The organism is Lysinibacillus sp. G01H, from assembly GCF_028872195.1.
Taxonomy (GTDB): domain Bacteria; phylum Bacillota; class Bacilli; order Bacillales_A; family Planococcaceae; genus Lysinibacillus; species Lysinibacillus capsici.
This window is the reverse complement of the sequence record NZ_CP118397.1, coordinates 450,657-469,820: the sequence shown is the minus strand read 5'-3', so window position 1 is coordinate 469,820 and position 19,164 is coordinate 450,657. Positions and strand designations below refer to the sequence as shown.

Annotated in this window: 18 protein-coding genes and 1 riboswitch; of the genes, 8 read left to right on the top strand and 10 right to left on the bottom strand. The window is 38.1% G+C overall.

Annotated elements, in window-relative coordinates; translation table 11 throughout:
- Positions 1 to 15: 15 nt before the first annotated feature.
- The gene (locus PSR12_RS02240; protein WP_274771388.1) at positions 16 to 1,428 is read right to left on the bottom strand and encodes an amino acid permease; all 1,413 of its coding nucleotides are present in this window, start codon (positions 1,426 to 1,428) and stop codon (positions 16 to 18) included.
- A 233-nt stretch (positions 1,429 to 1,661) separates the two neighbouring features.
- Here PSR12_RS02240 and PSR12_RS02235 point away from each other — a divergent pair, with 233 nt between their 5' ends.
- Positions 1,662 to 3,230: a PucR family transcriptional regulator gene (locus PSR12_RS02235; protein ID WP_274771385.1), complete on the top strand. Its 1,569-nt coding sequence runs from the start codon at positions 1,662 to 1,664 to the stop codon at positions 3,228 to 3,230.
- Positions 3,231 to 3,282: 52 nt separating this feature from the next.
- Here the strand turns inward: PSR12_RS02235 and PSR12_RS02230 are convergent, their stop codons facing one another.
- Positions 3,283 to 4,077 (bottom strand): carbon-nitrogen family hydrolase, encoded by a 795-nt coding sequence (locus tag PSR12_RS02230; RefSeq protein WP_274771384.1) that lies wholly within the window; start codon positions 4,075 to 4,077, stop codon positions 3,283 to 3,285.
- A gap of 96 nt (positions 4,078 to 4,173) precedes the next feature.
- On the opposite strand from PSR12_RS02230, the gene PSR12_RS02225 reads away from it, so the two are divergent.
- The gene (locus PSR12_RS02225) at positions 4,174 to 5,343 is read left to right on the top strand and encodes a pyridoxal phosphate-dependent aminotransferase (RefSeq protein WP_221679125.1); all 1,170 of its coding nucleotides are present in this window, start codon (positions 4,174 to 4,176) and stop codon (positions 5,341 to 5,343) included.
- Between the two features lie 42 nt (positions 5,344 to 5,385).
- Here PSR12_RS02225 and PSR12_RS02220 read toward each other — a convergent pair whose 3' ends face one another.
- Positions 5,386 to 5,892: a PPC domain-containing DNA-binding protein gene (locus tag PSR12_RS02220; RefSeq protein WP_274771382.1), complete on the bottom strand. Its 507-nt coding sequence runs from the start codon at positions 5,890 to 5,892 to the stop codon at positions 5,386 to 5,388.
- A gap of 122 nt (positions 5,893 to 6,014) precedes the next feature.
- Positions 6,015 to 6,120: riboswitch (SAM riboswitch) on the top strand.
- Positions 6,121 to 6,208: 88 nt separating this feature from the next.
- Between PSR12_RS02220 and PSR12_RS02215 the strand changes: the two genes are divergently transcribed.
- The 6 genes from PSR12_RS02215 to PSR12_RS02190 all read left to right on the top strand — a co-directional run bounded on the left by PSR12_RS02215 (position 6,209) and on the right by PSR12_RS02190 (position 11,997).
- Entirely contained in the window at positions 6,209 to 7,039 is an 831-nt protein-coding gene (locus tag PSR12_RS02215; protein WP_221679123.1) for a MetQ/NlpA family ABC transporter substrate-binding protein, read from the top strand.
- A 107-nt stretch (positions 7,040 to 7,146) separates the two neighbouring features.
- Positions 7,147 to 8,172 (top strand): methionine ABC transporter ATP-binding protein, encoded by a 1,026-nt coding sequence (locus PSR12_RS02210; RefSeq protein ID WP_274771380.1) that lies wholly within the window; start codon positions 7,147 to 7,149, stop codon positions 8,170 to 8,172.
- Complete coding sequence (locus PSR12_RS02205) at positions 8,165 to 8,836, top strand: methionine ABC transporter permease (protein WP_004225517.1); 672 nt, start codon at positions 8,165 to 8,167, stop codon at positions 8,834 to 8,836. Before PSR12_RS02210 ends, PSR12_RS02205 begins: the two co-directional genes overlap by 8 nt.
- A gap of 13 nt (positions 8,837 to 8,849) precedes the next feature.
- On the top strand, positions 8,850 to 9,629 hold the full coding sequence (locus PSR12_RS02200; protein WP_274771378.1) for an enoyl-CoA hydratase/isomerase family protein: 780 nt from the start codon (positions 8,850 to 8,852) through the stop codon (positions 9,627 to 9,629).
- 14 nt (positions 9,630 to 9,643) lie between these two features.
- A complete protein-coding gene (locus PSR12_RS02195) occupies positions 9,644 to 10,804 on the top strand; it encodes an alpha-hydroxy acid oxidase (RefSeq protein WP_274771377.1) in 1,161 nt (386 codons plus the stop codon).
- On the top strand, positions 10,801 to 11,997 hold the full coding sequence (locus tag PSR12_RS02190; RefSeq protein WP_257521073.1) for a CaiB/BaiF CoA transferase family protein: 1,197 nt from the start codon (positions 10,801 to 10,803) through the stop codon (positions 11,995 to 11,997). Before PSR12_RS02195 ends, PSR12_RS02190 begins: the two co-directional genes overlap by 4 nt.
- A 136-nt stretch (positions 11,998 to 12,133) precedes the next feature.
- Here the strand turns inward: PSR12_RS02190 and PSR12_RS02185 are convergent, their stop codons facing one another.
- From PSR12_RS02185 to PSR12_RS02155, 7 genes are all read right to left on the bottom strand, one after another.
- Positions 12,134 to 13,333 (bottom strand): glycine C-acetyltransferase, encoded by a 1,200-nt coding sequence (locus PSR12_RS02185; RefSeq protein WP_257521072.1) that lies wholly within the window; start codon positions 13,331 to 13,333, stop codon positions 12,134 to 12,136.
- 58 nt (positions 13,334 to 13,391) lie between these two features.
- Positions 13,392 to 14,468, bottom strand: a complete 1,077-nt coding sequence (locus PSR12_RS02180; RefSeq protein ID WP_274771376.1) for a nucleotide kinase — start codon at positions 14,466 to 14,468, stop codon at positions 13,392 to 13,394.
- 101 nt (positions 14,469 to 14,569) lie between these two features.
- On the bottom strand, positions 14,570 to 15,205 hold the full coding sequence (locus PSR12_RS02175) for a YczE/YyaS/YitT family protein (protein WP_004225524.1): 636 nt from the start codon (positions 15,203 to 15,205) through the stop codon (positions 14,570 to 14,572).
- Positions 15,206 to 15,324: 119 nt separating this feature from the next.
- Entirely contained in the window at positions 15,325 to 15,819 is a 495-nt protein-coding gene (ybaK, locus tag PSR12_RS02170) for a Cys-tRNA(Pro) deacylase (RefSeq protein WP_004225525.1), read from the bottom strand.
- A 24-nt stretch (positions 15,820 to 15,843) separates the two neighbouring features.
- Entirely contained in the window at positions 15,844 to 16,569 is a 726-nt protein-coding gene (locus tag PSR12_RS02165) for a hypothetical protein (RefSeq protein ID WP_274771375.1), read from the bottom strand.
- 332 nt (positions 16,570 to 16,901) lie between these two features.
- The gene (locus PSR12_RS02160) at positions 16,902 to 17,555 is read right to left on the bottom strand and encodes a VanZ family protein (protein WP_257521069.1); all 654 of its coding nucleotides are present in this window, start codon (positions 17,553 to 17,555) and stop codon (positions 16,902 to 16,904) included.
- 45 nt (positions 17,556 to 17,600) lie between these two features.
- Positions 17,601 to 19,139 (bottom strand): acyl-CoA carboxylase subunit beta, encoded by a 1,539-nt coding sequence (locus PSR12_RS02155; RefSeq protein ID WP_004225528.1) that lies wholly within the window; start codon positions 19,137 to 19,139, stop codon positions 17,601 to 17,603.
- Positions 19,140 to 19,164 lie beyond the last annotated feature (25 nt).

Here is a 19,164-nt window from a genome sequence, read left to right as displayed (position 1 = left end):
CACTCCTTTTTCGTCTTATTGTTCAAAATCAAACTCGTCTTTTGTGAAAAGGGAACTTGATTCATCGGCTTGTTTGATCACCTTTTTCTTTTGAGTCAGCATATAGAAAATCATCACAATGGCCACAATAACGCATGTAAATAATATTTGTGAGCGCATAGACTCTATAAAGAACATCGCAATGAGTAATGCTGTTGTTGCTAATATTGTTAAATATGTTAAATATGGAAATAGCCACATTTTCACCTTTAATAGCTCTGGATTTTCTTGCTCAATCTTCCGGCGCATTCTTAACTGTGAAAAGGCAATGATTAAATAAAGGATCAACGTAATAGCACTACAAGAACTTAATAAAAACATAAATACTTTATCTGGGGACACATAGTTCATAATGACCGCAATATATGAGAAAAATGTTGCGGCAAGTATGGCATTGACAGGTGCACCATTTTTGTTTAATTTTAAAAATGCCCTTGGTGCTTCTCCTTTTTCTGCTAAAGAAAATACCATTCTTGATGTAGCATAAAGTGCTGAATTTAGGCATGATAATACAGCAGTTAAAACAACAAAATTCATAATTTGTGCGGCTGCAGGAATACCAATATAATCAAGTACAGCTACATAAGGACTTGTTAAAATATCTGAGGAATGCCAAGGCAATAGCGTCACTACAACTGCAATAGAGCCTACATAGAAAATTAAAATACGCCAAGTAATAGAATTGGTAGCTTTTGTGACAGCGGCTAACGGTTCATCCGATTCACCAGCAGCAATCGCAACGATTTCTGTCCCCATAAATGAAAAAATAACTATAACGACACCCATTAGAACAGCGCCAAAACCATTTGGTAAAAAACCACCCTGCTCAACTAAGTTGGTCATACCAACAGCATTAAAGTTTGGAGCAATACCAAAGATAATAAAGGCACCAAGACCTAGAAAAACGACTATACTTGCAACCTTAATAAGAGAGAACCAATACTCAAACTCACCAAAAGCTTTGACAGAAAGAACATTTGTTAATGTAAGTGCTACAGTTAATAACAGACTTAATAGCCATAAAGGAATCCCATCATACCAATATTGAATAATGGCAGCTGCTGCTGTTGCCTCTAAAGCAATGGCAATCACCCAGAAAAACCAGTACAACCATCCAATCATAAAACCTGCCCACGGACCAATGGCTTCATGTGCATAGTGAGCAAACGATCCACTCGTTGGATTGACTGCCGCCATCTCACCTAGCATACGCATAACTAATACAACGATAATTCCTGCAAATATATACGATAAAATTGCCCCTGGACCAGCTAGGTTAATGACCGAGCCACTCCCCATAAATAGTCCAGCACCGATTACACCGGCAATCGCAATCATCGTCATATGCCGCTTCTTTAATCCTCTTTGTAAATGCGTTTGTTGCCCCATATCTGTCACCTCTTTTAGTAGATTGCTTGATCGCTTACAAAAATCTTACATCTTTCATAACGTTGAAGTAATAGACAAACTGTAAAATTCTATACTTTTGTTTTATACATAATGTAAAATAGACTAAATATTCTTAAAATAATTTTTAAACGATTTTATGAGTAAATTTATAGCACTAAGCAGAAATTATTGAATATCAATCACAGAGATGCATGTCAAAAGGAGGGGCAAAAATGAGCTCATTTCAACTAAAAGTACTAGACGTTTTACAGAATAAATATTTTCAAAATGCAGAGGTAGTTGCAGGTCATGAGGGACTAACAAGGAGCGTTAAATGGGTACATGTACTAGAAATCATACATGTTGATAATTTTTTAGTTGGTGAAGAGTTAGTATTAACTACAGGGCTTAGTCTTCAACATAGTATTGAGGACTTTGTATCCTTTATAGAAGCCATCATTCAAAAAAATTGTGCTGCACTTTGTATTGAATATGGCACCTCTATTCAAACAGTACCTGAAGCGATTTTAACGCTTGCCAACCGCCACCAGTTTCCTATTATTGTTTTCCATGAAGCAGTTCCTTTCGTTCGTATTACACAGGATTTACATAGCCAAATTATCAATCAGCAATATCTATTGATTTCTTCACTAGAAGCTTACTCACAAACATTGAACAAAAATGCACTATTGGGACAAAACACGGATGATATTTTACAAAATATGTATAATGAATTGAAAATACAAATTATGTTTTCCATTAAGGGAAGAGAGCCTATCTTTTTCCCCAATATGGCTCATAAAAAGCGGCAGCAATTCCTAACATTGAATATATCGACTCAGCAATTTAAACATGAGCCTATTTTTCTATTTGATCAACATTATGCTGATTTATCAATTTATCGAGAAGATGGGCTTTTCTCCGAATTTGAATTATTAATATTAGATCGCACGGCAACAGCGTTGGCACAGCTTTTAATGCGAGAGTTTTATATTGAGGAAAAAAAGAATATTGAGGATGCTTCGATTTTAGCTGATTGGATTGATCAAAAACTGTCTAAGGAGGAAATTTATAAATTTATCGTTACACATTATGCTAACTATACACAATCTAGTGGCACTGTCTTTATTTTGGCTTCTCCTAATACATTGACAAAGGCACAGGAGGATGTTGTCTATAGTAAGCTTTATTACCGTAATCTGTTTGAGCAACATGGCTTTATTCCATTTTTATTTGAAAGAAAAAGCTATGTTATTTTTATTTTACTGCATACAAAAGATAGTAAAGCCATTCGTGATATGTTGAACAACATGTTTTCCTCCTTGGCCAAAACTGAATTTTATAAAAAGCAGCAAGCACAAGGTTATCAGATAGCTATTGGGAAGGTTGTTTGTGATGTAGATGAAATTCCTAAAAGCTATCAAACTGCACAAGAAACCTTATATATTTGTCGAAAAGTACAAACGTCCTCGTTCTTTTACGATGATCTGCATTTATATCATTTAATCTATAAATTACAAATGCAAGTGGATTTACAGGAAGTGATTTACGACTATTTACAGCCAGTTATTGAATACGATGAAAAATATAATAGTAAGCTTCTCGAAACATTGCAGGTGTATTTACAAACAAATGGCTCTAAACAGCAAACAGCGAATCAATTGTTTATTGTTCGTCAAACACTCTATCACCGCTTAAAAAAGCTTGAAAGTTTACTAGGTAAAAATTTTATGAATGGGCATAACCGCATTACACTTGAATTTATGCTACTAGCCAATTCATTGATCGAGGATAAGAGCTAGAAAAAAGTTGGCACGCTCAAAAGGCTATCTACCTTCCTAAGCGTGCCCTTTATTACCCTTTCACAACTACATCCTGATACAGTTCAGGTCTGCGATCATCGTAAACAGGGATTCTTCCACGTACTTCATCGACAATAGAAAAGTCTACATCGATCACCGCTATTTCCTCGTCCTCAGCACCAACCCAAAGTACTTCTCCCCAAGGCTGAATAATCATGGATTGCCCATTAAAATTTTCTACCTTTTTTGAAATACGATTAACGGCTATGACAAAGCATTGATTTTCAATTGCCCGAGCCTGTAGCAATGTTTTCCAATGGTCAATCCTTGGAGTTGGCCACTGCGCTGGTACAAATAATACCTTTGCTCCTTGTAATGCATGGGCTCGTAACCATTCTGGGAAGCGAATATCATAGCAGATAACACCAGCAGCTTCAATGTCACCTAGAGCAAAACGATTCATTTCATTCCCTGCCTCTAAGTAAAGATGCTCGTCCATTAAACGGAAAAGATGTGCCTTGCTATATTCCCCAACAAGTTCTCCATTACGATTAAAGGTATACATTGTATTATAAAATTTGTCGCCTTTCTTTGTTGAAACAGAGCCCCCTACAATATGTACATCAAGTTCCTTAGCAAGTTTAGCCAAAAAGGCCTTTGTCCGCTCACCATTGATATCTGCTAGCTCAGACAGTTTTTCCAAAGCATAGCCTGTATTCCACATTTCAGGTAACACAATAATTTCTGCCCCTTGTTTTGCAGCTTCACGAATCTTATCCTCAGCAAGCACAAAATTTTCTTCAACTTTGCCAAAGCCAACATTTAATTGAATACATCCGATTTTCATATCCATTCCTCCTCTAGACAATTAACAGAAAAAGTAATACTATTTGCTTCATATTCTTCAATAATAATTATTATATTCTGAAAAAGGTGATCATGCATGGAATTCTCTAAAAAACTACAGCAACTACCCACTCAATTTTTTGCAGCACTTGTACAAAAAGTAAACTTGGCTCTAGAAGAAGGGCGTGATGTCATTAACCTTGGGCAAGGAAATCCCGATCAGCCAACGCCTACTCACATCATTCAAGCATTACAGGAAGCGGCTGAAAATCCTCAAAACCACAAATATTCACCATTTAGAGGTCTCGCTGAATTACGCCAAGCTGCTGCCGACTTTTATCAACGTGAATATCAGGTAGAACTAAATCCAGATACAGAGGTAGCGATTCTCGGTGGAACAAAAATTGGTCTAGTTGAGCTACCTTTAGCAGTGTTAAACCCTGGTGACACGATGCTCTTACCAGACCCTGGCTATCCAGATTACCTATCAGGTGTCGTACTAGGAGATGTCAATTTTGAAGTGATGCCACTTTTTGCCGAAAACGATTTCTTACCTGATTATGATGCATTACCTGATGAAGTGAAAGAAAAGGCAAAGCTTCTTTACTTAAATTACCCGAACAACCCTACAGGAGGTACAGCATCACTTGCGTTTTTTGAAGAGACTGTTCGCTTTGCGAAGGAACACAATATTATCGTATCACATGATTTTGCTTATGGGGCAATAGGATTTGACGGTAATAAACCAGTTAGCTTCCTTCAAGCAAAGGGTGCAAAAGAAGTAGGAGTTGAAATGTATACATTATCGAAAACCTATAATATGGCTGGCTGGCGTATAGGCTTCGCTGTAGGGAATGCCGAGATTATCGCTGCTATTAATCTTATTCAGGATCATCTGTTTTGTAGTCAATTCCCTGCCATTCAACAAGCCGCAGCAGTAGCACTGACAGCTTCCCAACAATGTTCGGATGAACTACGAGCTACTTATGAGCGTCGCCGCAATGTACTCATTGAAGAAGCTCGACGAATTGGCTGGCATGTTACGGCTCCAAAAGGCTCCTTCTTCGCATGGCTTCCTGTACCACTAGGCTATACAAGTGAACAGTTTGCTGATCTTTTGCTCGAAAAAGCTGATATCGCTGTAGCAGCAGGTAATGGCTTCGGTCAATATGGTGAAGGCTATGTACGCGTAGGGTTGCTAGTTAGTGAGGAGCGCTTACGTGAAGCAATCCATAGAATCGAGCAATTACAATTGTTTAATAGATAATGATGAGGGCGTATCCTGTAGCTATCCCTAGCTACAGGATCATTAATATTTTTCAATTTTCCTTGGTTGCCCTAAATCATTTTCTAATGGATAAAATTGAGCATGACCTGTTTCATCATCCCATTTTCGAATATGTTGAATACCTTGTACCTCTGCCAACACGATGTCAGCAGTAATAACAGGGTTTCCCCCTTTTATTAAATGCCCACCCGATACAACACCCCATTGATCGCTCATAGAGCCATGGAAATGTGTCTCATATCCACCATCTCGTTTACACACCACACCTGAACCTTGAATAAATTCTAATGGTCCCTCTTTTTCCATCACATCACTAAAACGAACTTGAATTTGAGCTGTTTCATCTGGCACTAAATAAACAAAGCTACTTTTTTGAAAGCTGCCAATACAGCTTACAATTGTGGCTGACTCTATATTATTCTCTTCGCAAAGCGCTTCAATCCCTTCAATGATATCTGTTCCCGTTAGAAAACGAGCACTAATAACCTTACCAAATGAACCTATACCATAATTAACTCTAACAGACATTGTTATCCCTCTTTTGCGTCGAAATATTATAATTATATAAAAAATTTAAAAATTATTTATTGACTTACTATACCCTATAAATTATATTAGTTCTATCGGAATTACAAAAAAATATTATAAATCTCTTATCAAGAGTAGCTGAGGGACTGGCCCTATGAAGCTCGGCAACCTCCTTTTTTAAAGGAAGGTGCTAAATCCTGCAAACGAACTTCGTTTGATAGATAAGAGAGGACATCTTTTCATGAGCCTCTCTTAATTTGTAAGAGAGTTTTTTTATTTTCAAAAAACCGATAAAAACAATCTTGGAGGTATTTTCATGAAAAAGAAAAATAAATTTTTAGTAGGTTTAGCAAGTCTAACATTAGTAGCAGCTTTAGCAGGCTGTGGCTCTAAAGAAGATAGTAAAAGCCAAGCTGAAGGAATTGATGAAAAGAAAATCGTTGTAGGCGTCACTTCTGGTCCACACGAACAAATTGCAGAAGTAGCCGCTAAAGTAGCAAAAGAAAACGGGCTAGAAGTAGAGCTAAAATCATTTTCTGACTATGTTTTACCTAATACATCCTTAGCTGAAGGTGATCTTGATGCGAACAGCTATCAACACGAGCCTTTCCTGGATACATTTAATAAAGATCATGATACAGATTTAGTACCAGTGGGCAAAACGATTTTAAATCCAATGGGTATCTACTCTGAAAAATATAAATCCTTTGATGACATTCCTGACGGTGCAACGTTTGGCTTACCAAATGACCCAACGAATGGAGCGCGTGCCCTCTTTGTTTTACAGGAAGCTGGCTATATTCAGTTAAAAGATGGCGCAGACTTAACAGCCTCGATTCGTGATGTAGAAGAAAACAAAAAGAATTTAAAATTCATTGAATTAGAGGCAGCTCAAATTCCTAAACAACTTAGTGAAGTAGACGTAGCAGCTATTAATACAAACTTTGCATTAGAAGCTGGTATTAACCCTAAAGATGACTCTATTTTATTGGAATCTACTGATTCTCCATACGTGAACTATATTGTTGTACGTGCTGAAAATGAAAATGATCCAACAATTAAAAAGTTCGTTGAGGCTTACCAATCTGATGAAGTACGTCAATTCATCGAAGAAGAATTCAAAGGTTCAGTAATCCCTAGTTGGTAATACATTCAGGAAGCTTCTATAAAGCCGAAGAATCTGTCGAAATTCCTCTATAGGAAAACGAGCAGATTCTTGCTTTTTAGAAGGTGGAGAAAGGAGCAAACAGTCGCATGATTCAATTACAAAATATCTCAAAAGAATTCAAGTCTAAAAAAGGCATCATAAAAGCTGTGGATGGCATTAATCTTCATGTAAAAAAGGGACAAATTCATGGTGTAATCGGCTATAGTGGTGCTGGTAAAAGTACACTCATTCGTTGCGTTAATCTACTCGAACGTCCTACAGCAGGAAAAGTAGTGATAGACAATGTAGATATTACGACCCTTTCTCTTCAAGAATTACGTCAAACACGCCAAAAAATCGGGATGATCTTCCAGCACTTTAATCTATTAAAAACAGCAACAGTTTACAATAATATTGCAGTTCCCTTAAAGCTTCTAGGCTATAAAGAGGCGGAAGTAAAAAACCGAGTAGCTAAGTATGCTGAAATTGTCGGTTTAACAGATAAACTTGATAGTTACCCAAATCAACTTTCAGGTGGTCAAAAACAGCGTGTGGCTATTGCACGTGCCCTAGCACAGGAACCAGAGATTTTACTTAGCGACGAAGCAACAAGTGCACTTGATCCTGAGACAACGGAAGCCATTCTTGAATTGTTGTTAAAAATTAATCGTGAATTAGGCATTACGATTCTGCTCATCACACATGAAATGAATGTAATTCAAAAAATTTGTGATGAGGTTTCTGTTCTAGAATCAGGGAAAGTTGTGGAATTTGGCACAGCGATTGAACTTTTTGCGAAACCGAAGCACCCTACAACGCGAAAGTTTTTAAATACAATTTCACAACGTAATTTATCCCCCTCTCTTATTGAGCAATTAAATGTTTCAGGAAGTGTAATCCGTTTAACATTCCTTGGTGAAAGTACTGGTAAGCCATTATTAGCAGAAGTCACTAAGGTATACGATGTGCAACCAAATATTTTAACAGCAAATATTATTGAATTAAAAAACGGTATTGTCGGCAATATTGTGGTGCATTTACATGGCGAAACGCAGATTGTCCAAAAGGCGTTAACTTATTTTTCAGAAAATGGCGTGGCAGTGGAAGAATTAGGAGGTGCGTTCAATGAGTAGTATCCAAAGTTTCTTTACAGATTGGTCAGATGTTATTGGCAAAGCAATTATCGAAACATTTCAAATGGTCGGAATTTCATTGTTATTCTCCATTCTGATTGGTATTCCATTAGGGCTATTAATTGTTTTAACACGACCAGGACAATCCTTTGAAAATAAATTTTTCTATCAGTTTTTTAATCTATTTATCAATATTGTTCGCTCTGTTCCATTTATCATTTTATTATTCTTCATCTTACCTTTTACCAAGTTAATTGTAGGTACAACAATTGGTGTTAAAGGTGTAATCGTTCCGCTAGTTGTTTACACAGCTCCTTATATTGCACGACTGATGGAATCTGCGCTTTTAGAAGTGGATTCAGGAGTAGTAGAAGCCTACACAGCCATGGGTATTAAACGTCGCCATATCATTTGGCATGTCCTATTACGTGAAGCTCGACCATCTATTATATTAGGCTTAACGATTGCCACAATAGGATTAATTGGTGCAACAGCAATGGCAGGAATGGTTGGTGCTGGCGGTTTAGGTGACCTTGCCTATCGTTATGGTCATTTACGCTATGAGGTTGATGTGATGTATGCAACTGTCTTTATCTTAATCATCCTTGTGCAGAGCATTCAATCCATCGGTAACCGCTTCGCCGCGAAGTTGAAAAAAGACTAATAGGAGAATGAAGATGACAAACGAAATTTATGTAGAGAAAAATGGCTATATTGCAACGTTAGTATTAAATCGCCCGGAAAAACGGAATTCTTTATCAAGGGCAATGTTTCAAGCCATAGTAGACCAACTAGAGCTGCTCAGTGTAGATTCTTCCATCAAACTTTTAATTGTTCGCGGTGTCAATGAAGTAGCCTTTTCTTCCGGTGCAGATATTACCGAGTTTTTAGATGTTCGTTATGCTACAGACAATGCCAAAGCCTATAATGAATTGGCTCTAAAGGCGATCGATGCTCTCTATAAATTTCCACACCCGACAATTGCTATGATTCAGGGCTTAGCAATTGGTGGTGGATTAGAGTTAGCAAACGCTTGTGATTTTAGAATAGCAACACCTAAGAGTAAGCTAGGCATCACCGCTGCAAACATAGGTATTGTCTATAATTTAGAAAGCACAAAACGTCTCATCAATATTGTTGGTGTCGCTAAGGCAAAGGAAATTTTGTACACAGCTACTATTTTTACAGCTGAAGAAGGAAAAAATATTGGTTTAATCACGGCCCTCCACGAACCGGAGGATATTGATGAGGCGACATTGCAATTCGCTGAACATTTATTAAGTAAATCATCCATTGCAAACACTGGCATCAAAAAAGTTATCCAGGCAATTGTTGATGGTGAAAATGAAGAAAACGATGCGTTGGCACAGTTAGTTTTGGATTCATTTAGTTCAGACGATTATAACGAAGGTATTCAAGCCTTTTTAAATAAAAGAAAGCCTATTTTCAATAAATAAGTGAGGTAGTAACGATGACAAACATAACTGATGGCGATCTACTCTTAAAAAATATAACTGCACAAGCCCCCTTCCCCATTTGCTTTGCAGATTTAGAAAAGGCCGTAGCGGAAAAAATCGAAGCTGGACCTTATGGCTATATCCGTTCAGGTGCTGGCGGTGAACAAACACTGCGCAATAATCGAGCAGCTTTTGAGAAGTATTCCATTGTTCCCCGTTTTTTAAATGATGTGTCAAACGTTGATACATCCGTTCATTTGTTTGGTAAAACATATCCAACTCCTTTGCTTTTTGCTCCTGTGGGCATGAACGGAATGGTTCACGATGAAGGTGAGCTTGCCGTTGCACGTGCTGCCCAGTTTTTAAATATCCCTTATATACAAAGCACTGTTTCCACTTTTGCTCTTGAAGAAGTTGCTCAAGCTGCGCCTTCTGCAACAAAATGGTTTCAATTATATTGGTCTACTAATGAAGAAATTGCTTTTAGTATGGCTGCACGTGCGGAGGAAGCTGGATTTGAAGCGATCGTTTTAACTGTCGACACTGTAATGCTTGGCTGGCGTGAAGAAGATGTACGCAATCAGTTTTCACCATTGAAGCTAGGCTATGCAAGAGGAAATTATATGAATGATCCCGTTTTTACAGCCTCTTTACCTGATGATTCATTCGAGTCCTATGTACAAGGTGTCTTGCAAAATATCTTCCACCCAACACTTAATTGGGAGCATGTTCGAGAGTTAAAAAAACGTACAAACCTTCCTATATTATTGAAGGGAATTTTACATCCTGAAGATGCAAAGCTAGCTATCGACAATGGTATTAATGGCATTATTGTATCAAACCATGGTGGCCGTCAATTAGATGGCGTGATTGGTTCACTTGATGCCCTTCCCGCTATTGCGAAAATTGTGAATGGACAAATTCCTATTATATTAGATAGTGGTGTATATCGTGGCATGGATGCCTTAAAAGCACTTTCTTTAGGAGCGGATGCTGTTGCAATAGGACGTCCTTTCGTCTATGGACTAGCCCTTGAAGGACAACAAGGCGTCGAAAAGGTGATGACCAATCTTTATGATGAATTAAAGGTTTCTATCGCATTAGCCGGTGCCACCTCTGTCAAAGGATTACGCAACATCACATTAGTCAAACAGGATGGGACTGAGGGTAAATGAAACAAGCATTACAAGGATTAAAGGTTGTCGATTTATCACAAGTCTTAGCTGGTCCCTATTGCACCATGGTATTAGCAGATATGGGTGCAGAAGTTATCAAAATTGAAAAATACCCAAATGGAGACGATACCCGTACAATGGGTCCATTCGTTAATGAAGAAAGTCATATGTATATGATGGTTAATCGTAATAAAAAAGGTGTCTGCATCAATTTAAAAACTACTGAGGGACTGGCTTTATTTAAAGAATTGATTCAATCTGTTGATGTACTTGTGGAAAATTATCGACCAGGTGTCACGAAAAAGCTTGGTATCGATTATGATACATTAAAAGCCATCAATCCAGGCCTAATTTACTGCTCTATTTCTGGTTATGGTCAAACAGGTCCATATAGTCAAAAGGGTGGCTATGATATTATGGCTCAGGGTCTGAGTGGCTTAATGCATATGACAGGTGAAGCAGATGGCCGACCTGTAAAAGTTGGCTTTGCGGTGAATGATATTGCTGCTGCACAAACAGCCTTACAATCCATTTTAATGGCCTATATTTATAAGCTTCGTAGTGGCGAAGGTCAATATATTGATGTGTCCTTAGTGGAGTCAGGTCTTGCGTGGACTGTTTGGGAGGCCGCTGCTTACTTCGGAAAGGGTGAGTTACCTGAGCGAACTGGAACCGCCCATCGTGTGTCAGCGCCCTATCAAGGTTTCAAAACACAGGATGACTATATTCTAGTAGGTGCTGGCAATCAAAAGCTATGGGAGATTTTTGCCGTAAAAGTTGTCAATCGACCTGATTGGTTAGACAATCCTCTCTTTGCTACCAACTATTCACGTGCCCAACATGTGAGGGAGCTGGAAGCAGAAATTGAAAGCGAGCTAATCAAGCATAAGGCTTTCTACTGGCTCGAACTATTGGATAAGCACGGTGTACCATCTAGTCCAATCTATTCCTATGACCAAACATTAAATGACCCTCATATACTAGAGCGTGACATGGTACTGTCCTATGAGCACCCGATTGCTGGACCGATGAGAACATTGGGCTTCCCAGCTAAGTTTTCACAAACGCCTGGACAGCTAACAAGTGCAGCACCTACATTAGGACAACATAATGAAGAAATTTTACAGGCATTAAATATTTCTGATCAAGCTATTCAACAGCTCAAGGCAGGAAAAATAATTGGGTCAAAATAAAGAAATTGTCTATTTTTAGATAAGATCGCTATCAGTTAGATTTAAGCTTCTATCGGTCACTTTTTTGGTTCTATCCTTCACTTTTTCTTTTCTATCATGCAAAAAAGGCTTCCCCATCCATGAGGAAGCCTTTTTCTTATTGAATAACGCCTAATTCACGACCAACCTTCTCGTAAGTCGCAATTGCATCATCAAGCATTTCTTTTGTATGTGCCGCTGTTGGCATATTCCGAACGCGACCTGTACCTTTTGGAACTGTTGGGAAGACAATCGATTTTGCATAAACGCCTTCTTCAAATAAACGTTTTGAAAATTCCTGTGTTAACTTTTCATCCCCAATGATGCATGGTGTAATTGGTGTTTCAGACGCACCAATATTAAAGCCAAGCTTCTCAAGCCCCGCTTTTAAATAATTACCATTATCCCACAGCTTATCGTGTAGCTCTGTTGAATCAATCAGCATTTGCACGGCTGCTGTAATAGCGGCTACATCACCTGGTGGTAATGCTGTTGAAAATAGGAATGGGCGTGAGCGAACTTTTAGCCAATCAATTAAATTTTTCTTACCTGCTACATAGCCACCTACTACACCAATAGCTTTTGATAATGTACCAATTTGGAAATCAATTTCTTTTTCTAATCCAAAATGCTTCACAGTTCCTTTTCCTTTACCTGTTACACCCGAACCATGTGCATCATCCACATACGTAATTAAATCAAACTCTTTAGCTATTTCCACAATTTCAGGTAATTTAGCAATATCACCATCCATTGAAAAGACACCATCTGTGATAACCATGATTTTATTGTATAAACCTGATTCCTTTGCCGCTTTTGCCTTTGCACGTAAATCCTCCATATCAGAGTGATTAAACGCGATGATTTTTGCCTTCGATAAGCGACATCCATCAATAATAGAGGCATGGTTTAATTGATCAGATAGAATGGCATCATTTTTATCCATTACAGCAGAAATAGCTGCCATATTACAATTAAATCCAGATTGATAAGAAATAGCCGCTTCTGTTCCTTTAAATTCAGCAAGCTTTTCTTCTAATTTTACGTGCAAGTCAAGTGTCCCGTTGATTGTACGAACAGCACCTGCTCCAACACCGTATTTATCAATTGTCTCTTTGGCAATACGCTTTAATTCTTCATTTGTTGCTAAACCAAGATAGTTGTTAGAGGATAAGTTAACAAGATTTTTGCCACGGACCTGAATAATTGGACCATTTGCTCCCTCTACTGGATCGATTTCATTGTATAAGCCTTGTTCATGTAGGGCTTGTAGGTTTTCATCTAAAAATGCATTCAATACTTTTGACAAGCGTATCATCCTTTCCTAGGAAAACTGTTCTCGCTCCTAGTTTAGCACATGCAAGCCATTAGCTACATTACTTTGTTAATCTTTCGAATAGTGGCGCTGTTTTTTCGCGCCATAAAGAAGCCGACAGACAATTATCTAATAAACGACGAACAGTATATTCAGCTTCTGCATATCGTTTAGAATGGCCCATTGCATCCTGTATAGCCTCTTTGTATTGTGCTCGCACTGCCTCGATTGCAGTTTCTGCTTCCTCTGAAAGCGTACAATGTTGACCAATATCAAATATCTTATCCCCTAACCTACCATCCTCTGGATTAAAGATATGAGGCTCTGTGCTATCAAAAATACAGAAATTGAGCTCTGGGATAATGACCATATCCACAGATCCTGCATCTAAGCCACACCAAACAATTTGTGCATCAAGCCCTCTTGCATTTGCTTCATCTGCTAAGCTTTTCATTAGTGAAGATTTGCCTGTACCTGGCTTACCTTTAATCATAAAGCGAGTCGTGATACTTTTGGTGATACTATCCACTGTATTTTCCGCACCTCTAGGAGTTAACGTTCCCAGTAAACGATGTGTCCGCATACCTGTTTTATTTAGAACAATGGATTGGAACACATCCGACTTTAAATTTTCCACCTGTTCATTTAATGCCTGCCAGTCCATACAGCTTTGTGTAACAACCTCCCAGTCATCATGTAACTTAATTGCTTGATTCAGTTTCGCTATGCATTTTTCACGCCATGTTACACGCTCTTGCATGGCCTCTGCAAGCTGTTCTCCAATCTTTTTAAGTTGTAGGTCCTCTAAACAATCGTAGAAAGACATGACACGATGCTTTGTACCGAGTAAAGTTGGCTCAATATTCCACTCAGATGCCCATACAAAAAGTCTGTTACAGCCTTTTATATAAACGGCCTCAACAACCTCCTCTAATAAAGCATGCTTAAACCACTCGACAGCAAAACCCTGTTTTACATAGAAGTATCCAAGTTCTTTTAACAGTTCTGAACCTTTAAATGTGGCAGGCCCTTGCAAAAAATAAACGAGAGACGCCTCTTCCATCATTTCTTTATATATATGCTTCACACCTTGGCCAGTCAATGCGTGTCCAAAATAATACGTTACATTTCCGTTCAAATGTTGTTCCTCCTTTAGCTTGTGCCCTGCATTATATGAAAGAACGCTAAAAAAAATGAAAAGCTACTTCTATTCTTTACAGATCTAAGTAGCTTCTTGGTTTAATAGAATGGCTTTATGCCCTCCATATTTCCAATACATTTCATCAATATTTTACGACAATACGGTAATGAATATTGCACAATATAGCCTGAAGTTAAGGCAATCAATACTGTCCCTACTCCAACTGGTCCTCCTAGAAGCCAGCCCACAATGGTTACAAGTACTTCAATTCCCATTCTTGCTGTTTTAATAGATCCACCAAACTTTTCGACAAGTATCATCATTAAGGTATCCCTTGGTCCTGCGCCCATATTCGGTGCAATATACATCCCACAGCCAAAGCTCAAAACAAATAAGCCAATAATAAAATATGTAATTTGTAAGCCATATACATCCGTCGAGGGTAACATCCAGTTAAATACATCAATGAACGAGCCAATTAACAGCATATTGAGCCAAGTACCTATCTTTGGCCATTGACGCAATACAATGGATGTTGAAGCAACTATAAAGAGTCCTGTTACAATAGACCATGTGCCAATACTTAACCCAAAATTTTGAAATAGACCTACATGTAAAACATCCCATGGGCTTGTGCCCACAATTTTCCCCTTTATCGACATCGTGATGCCAAGTGACATCACCATTAAGCCACCAATAAAAAAGGTCCAACGCCACCCCATTATTCTACGCATTCCTTATCCTTCTCTCTATGAATAATATTGCTATTACTGTATCATACTTTCAACCAAAATTAAGATATAGTGCTTGAACTAAACCGTTTATCTTACCACATAAAAAACTACCCATTCTCTCACTCATGGGTAGTTGTAATTGAGGCAAGTTGTGCCTTTGTTATATTCTTCAGATCTTCTATTTGTACATGAATTTGCATACCAATTTTCCCGGCACTAACGATTATACTACCTTGTTCTTGAGCAGATACATCGATGACCGTTGGATATAACTTCTTCATCCCTACTGGTGAACATCCACCGCGAACATAACCAGTATGGCTAAGTAGATCTTTTACCGCTAACATTTCAATTTTCTTTTCCCCAACTACCTTGGCGGCAGCTTTTAAGTCTAGCTCTTCAGCTACTGGAATTACAAATACAAACAACCTTTGTGCACTTGCTTTTGCTACTAATGTTTTAAATACCCGAGCAACAGGCTGCCCTATTTTCTCAGCTACAGAAACACCATCTACTTGACCGTCCCCTGTTTCATATTCCATCACATCAAAATGAATTTTTTGTTGTTCTAATAAACGAATCGCATTCGTTTTCGCATACTTTGCCTTTGCCATGTCAACAATCTCCTATCTACAGCATCAGGCTATCAAAGAGAACATAGAATCCTTGTCTGGACGATAGCCATTTTTCGTCATTTGAACGTGAGCCGCATATCTTTCCGATGCCTGTTTAAATACTCTTAACTTGAATGCAGTCTCATAGTTCTTACCGAAAATTGTATCTGCAAATGGGTCCAATTTCAATTCCTTCGAGTAACGTTCAGGAACCTTCACTTCAATGATGTCACGTACAAAATATGGTTCGCTTTCATTTGTGGCAACATCATCAAAATTTGCATTATTTAACATATGCTGTATTTGAGCGTCAACACTTTGCGCCACACGTAAATCTAGAGGAGAAGGCTCTGCTGATGACAATGCTGCATTACGTACCTGCTCTAAAATGTGCAGTGTGTCACCTTGTTCTGAATCGGATATATTCGAGGAATCAGCGTTATCATTCATTCCTACTTTATAAGTTTGCTCATGGGCCCGTACATTCTTTTCTGTTTGCTGTAAATCTTCCATAATGGCTTTCTGCTGAGGAGTTACTTCTTTTGACTCTTCTTGCTGTTGATCGTACAAATCTTGGTCAGTACGTCCTAATAATAAATTTTCAAGTTCAATCAATAATGGATTTTTCTTTGGCTGAAAATACATCGCATTTTTTCTATAGGCATCTCCTGCCTCTTTACGCTGAAGTATTTTTTTACGATTATGCTGGGATGAAATTCTTTCTTGCTCCATTAGATTTGATATTTTCATTGTTTTCACCTCGCCCTTCTATCTTCATATGCTAATAAGTTAATAGATATGAACATTCTTCCTCACACTCTATCTATACCATTTTAATAGTTTCTGTACACTCATTATCGGAATTTTCACTATTAAATTCAAGCACTAATGACTACTAAGCTCCTAAAGAGATACTAATTATTTTCAAAAATAGGCAGAAAGAACCTCATTCAGCTCATATTTTCATATTCATTTATTAGCTCCATACACTTTTCAATAAAATTTATTACCATATACACTAAACAAATGGTGTTAATCAACATTAAATAAAAAAACAGCCCCTTCATACGGGACTGTTTTTCTCATTTTTTGGGTCTAATCAATATACCTTTATAGGCTAAGTAACCAAGCCATGCACCAATTGTATTTAAAATTAAATCATCAATATCTGCAGAACCAACGGTAAAAATAAATTGAACGGTTTCAACAGCAAGACTAGAAATAAAGCCTAAACAAATAATAACCCACGCTTTTCGGAATTTCTTCGATAGTAATGGCAGTAAAAAGCCCATTGGAGTAAAAATTAATAAGTTGCCAAGTAAGTTAACGATTATAATTTCCCAATTAAAATACTGAGAGTAGTTTATATAACGGAGAATCGTTTCGAAGGGCATAAAATTAGTAGTTAATCGCCAGCTACTATAATCAAACAATCCTAAGTCACCTATAGAGTAATCTCCCTTTAATAAAATGACGACTACATCTACTAAGCGATCAATAACCAATTTATAAAAAGCCATAAATGAATAGATACTAAATAAAATCCAACCTGCAACCTTTAGCGGCAAATAATATGTATCAATGACATCCCGATATGGTAATGGGAGCTTGGCATTATTTTGAACATCCGCTATGTTGTTTTTAGACAAGCTTAACACCCACTTCCCTTTTATTCCTTCCCATATTTTAATATGCTCAACTATAGCTTGCAAGTAGCTGAAAAAATTATCACCCAAAAAGGCTGTCTCCTACCAGCAGAGACAGCCTTATAATAAGTATGTTTAAACTGGGTTTACCCCATGCTTACGTTGTGAGAATAATAAGTATTTTGACATATAAAGTTCTAAGCGATTTTCTAGTACCTTACGCAGCTCATTAGGCTCAATCACATCATCAATGATAAGCTCTGAAGCTAAGCGATACACATCAATTTCCTCTTGATATTCTTTACGTTTCTCGGCAATGAAGCTTGCTTGCTCTTCTTTTGGAAGTTCTGCAATTTTATTGGCATAGACTGCATTGACAGCAGCTTCTGGTCCCATTACGGCAATTTGTGCATTTGATAAGGCAATACAGCAGTCTGGTTCAAACGCAGGGCCAGCCATTGCATATAATCCTGCACCATACGCTTTACGCACAATGACTGTTAGCTTAGGAACAGTTGCCTCACTCATGGCAAAAATCATTTTAGCACCATGACGGATGATTCCTGCTTTTTCTACCTGAGTACCAATCATAAAGCCTGGAACGTCTGCTAGGAATAACAGTGGGATATTGAATGCATCACAAAGTGAAATAAATTTCGCCGCTTTATCAGCAGAATCATGGAATAGCACGCCTCCCTTGACGCGTGGTTGGTTAGCGATAATGCCGACTGATTGACCATTAATTCGGGCAAGGCCTGTAATTAATTCTGGTGCAAATAATTTCTTAACCTCACAAAACGAATCTTCATCGATAATACGATCAATTAGCTTATACATATCAAATGGAACATTTTGATTTTGAGGGATTAATTCTTCAATAGATTTATCAAATGAAGCCGGTGGTTTAGGAGCCTCTACCTTGCTACGCTCTGCATAGTTATTAGGGAAGTATCCTAAATATTTGCGCGCATAAGTAATAGCCTCCTGTTCGGATTTAACAAGCACATCTCCACAACCCGAAACGGAACAGTGCATTTTTGCGCCACCCATTGTTTCTAAATCTACTTTCTCACCGATAACCATTTCGGCCATACGAGGAGATCCTAAATACATAGAAGCATTTCCTTCTACCATCACCACGATATCGCAAAATGCAGGAATATAGGCACCACCCGCTGCGGAAGGACCAAATAATAAGCAAATTTGCGGAACTTTTCCTGACAGCTTGACTTGATTGTAGAAAATGCGTCCTGCACCTCTGCGTCCTGGGAACATTTCAAGTTGATCTGTAATACGCGCACCCGCTGAATCCACTAAATAGAGTAATGGACAATTCAACTTTTCAGCAGTTTCTTGAATGCGAATCATTTTTTCAACTGTGCGTTTTCCCCAAGAACCAGCTTTAATTGTTGAATCGTTCGCTAGCACACAAACCGTACGACCATGAATTTTACCAATACCAGTGATAACGCCATCTGCTGGTAAATCCCCTGCTAAACAGTTTGCATAGAGCCCATCCTCCGATTGAAGACCATCATCAAGTAAAAGTTCAAGACGCTCACGTACAAATAGCTTGCCTTGTTGTGCATTTTTATCATGATATTTTGGTAATCCACCTGCTAAAATTTTATCTTTCATTGTAGGTGGTGTATTTTCTGTCGAGATATTGCTCATGTTTATTTCCTCCCTTTGCCCAATC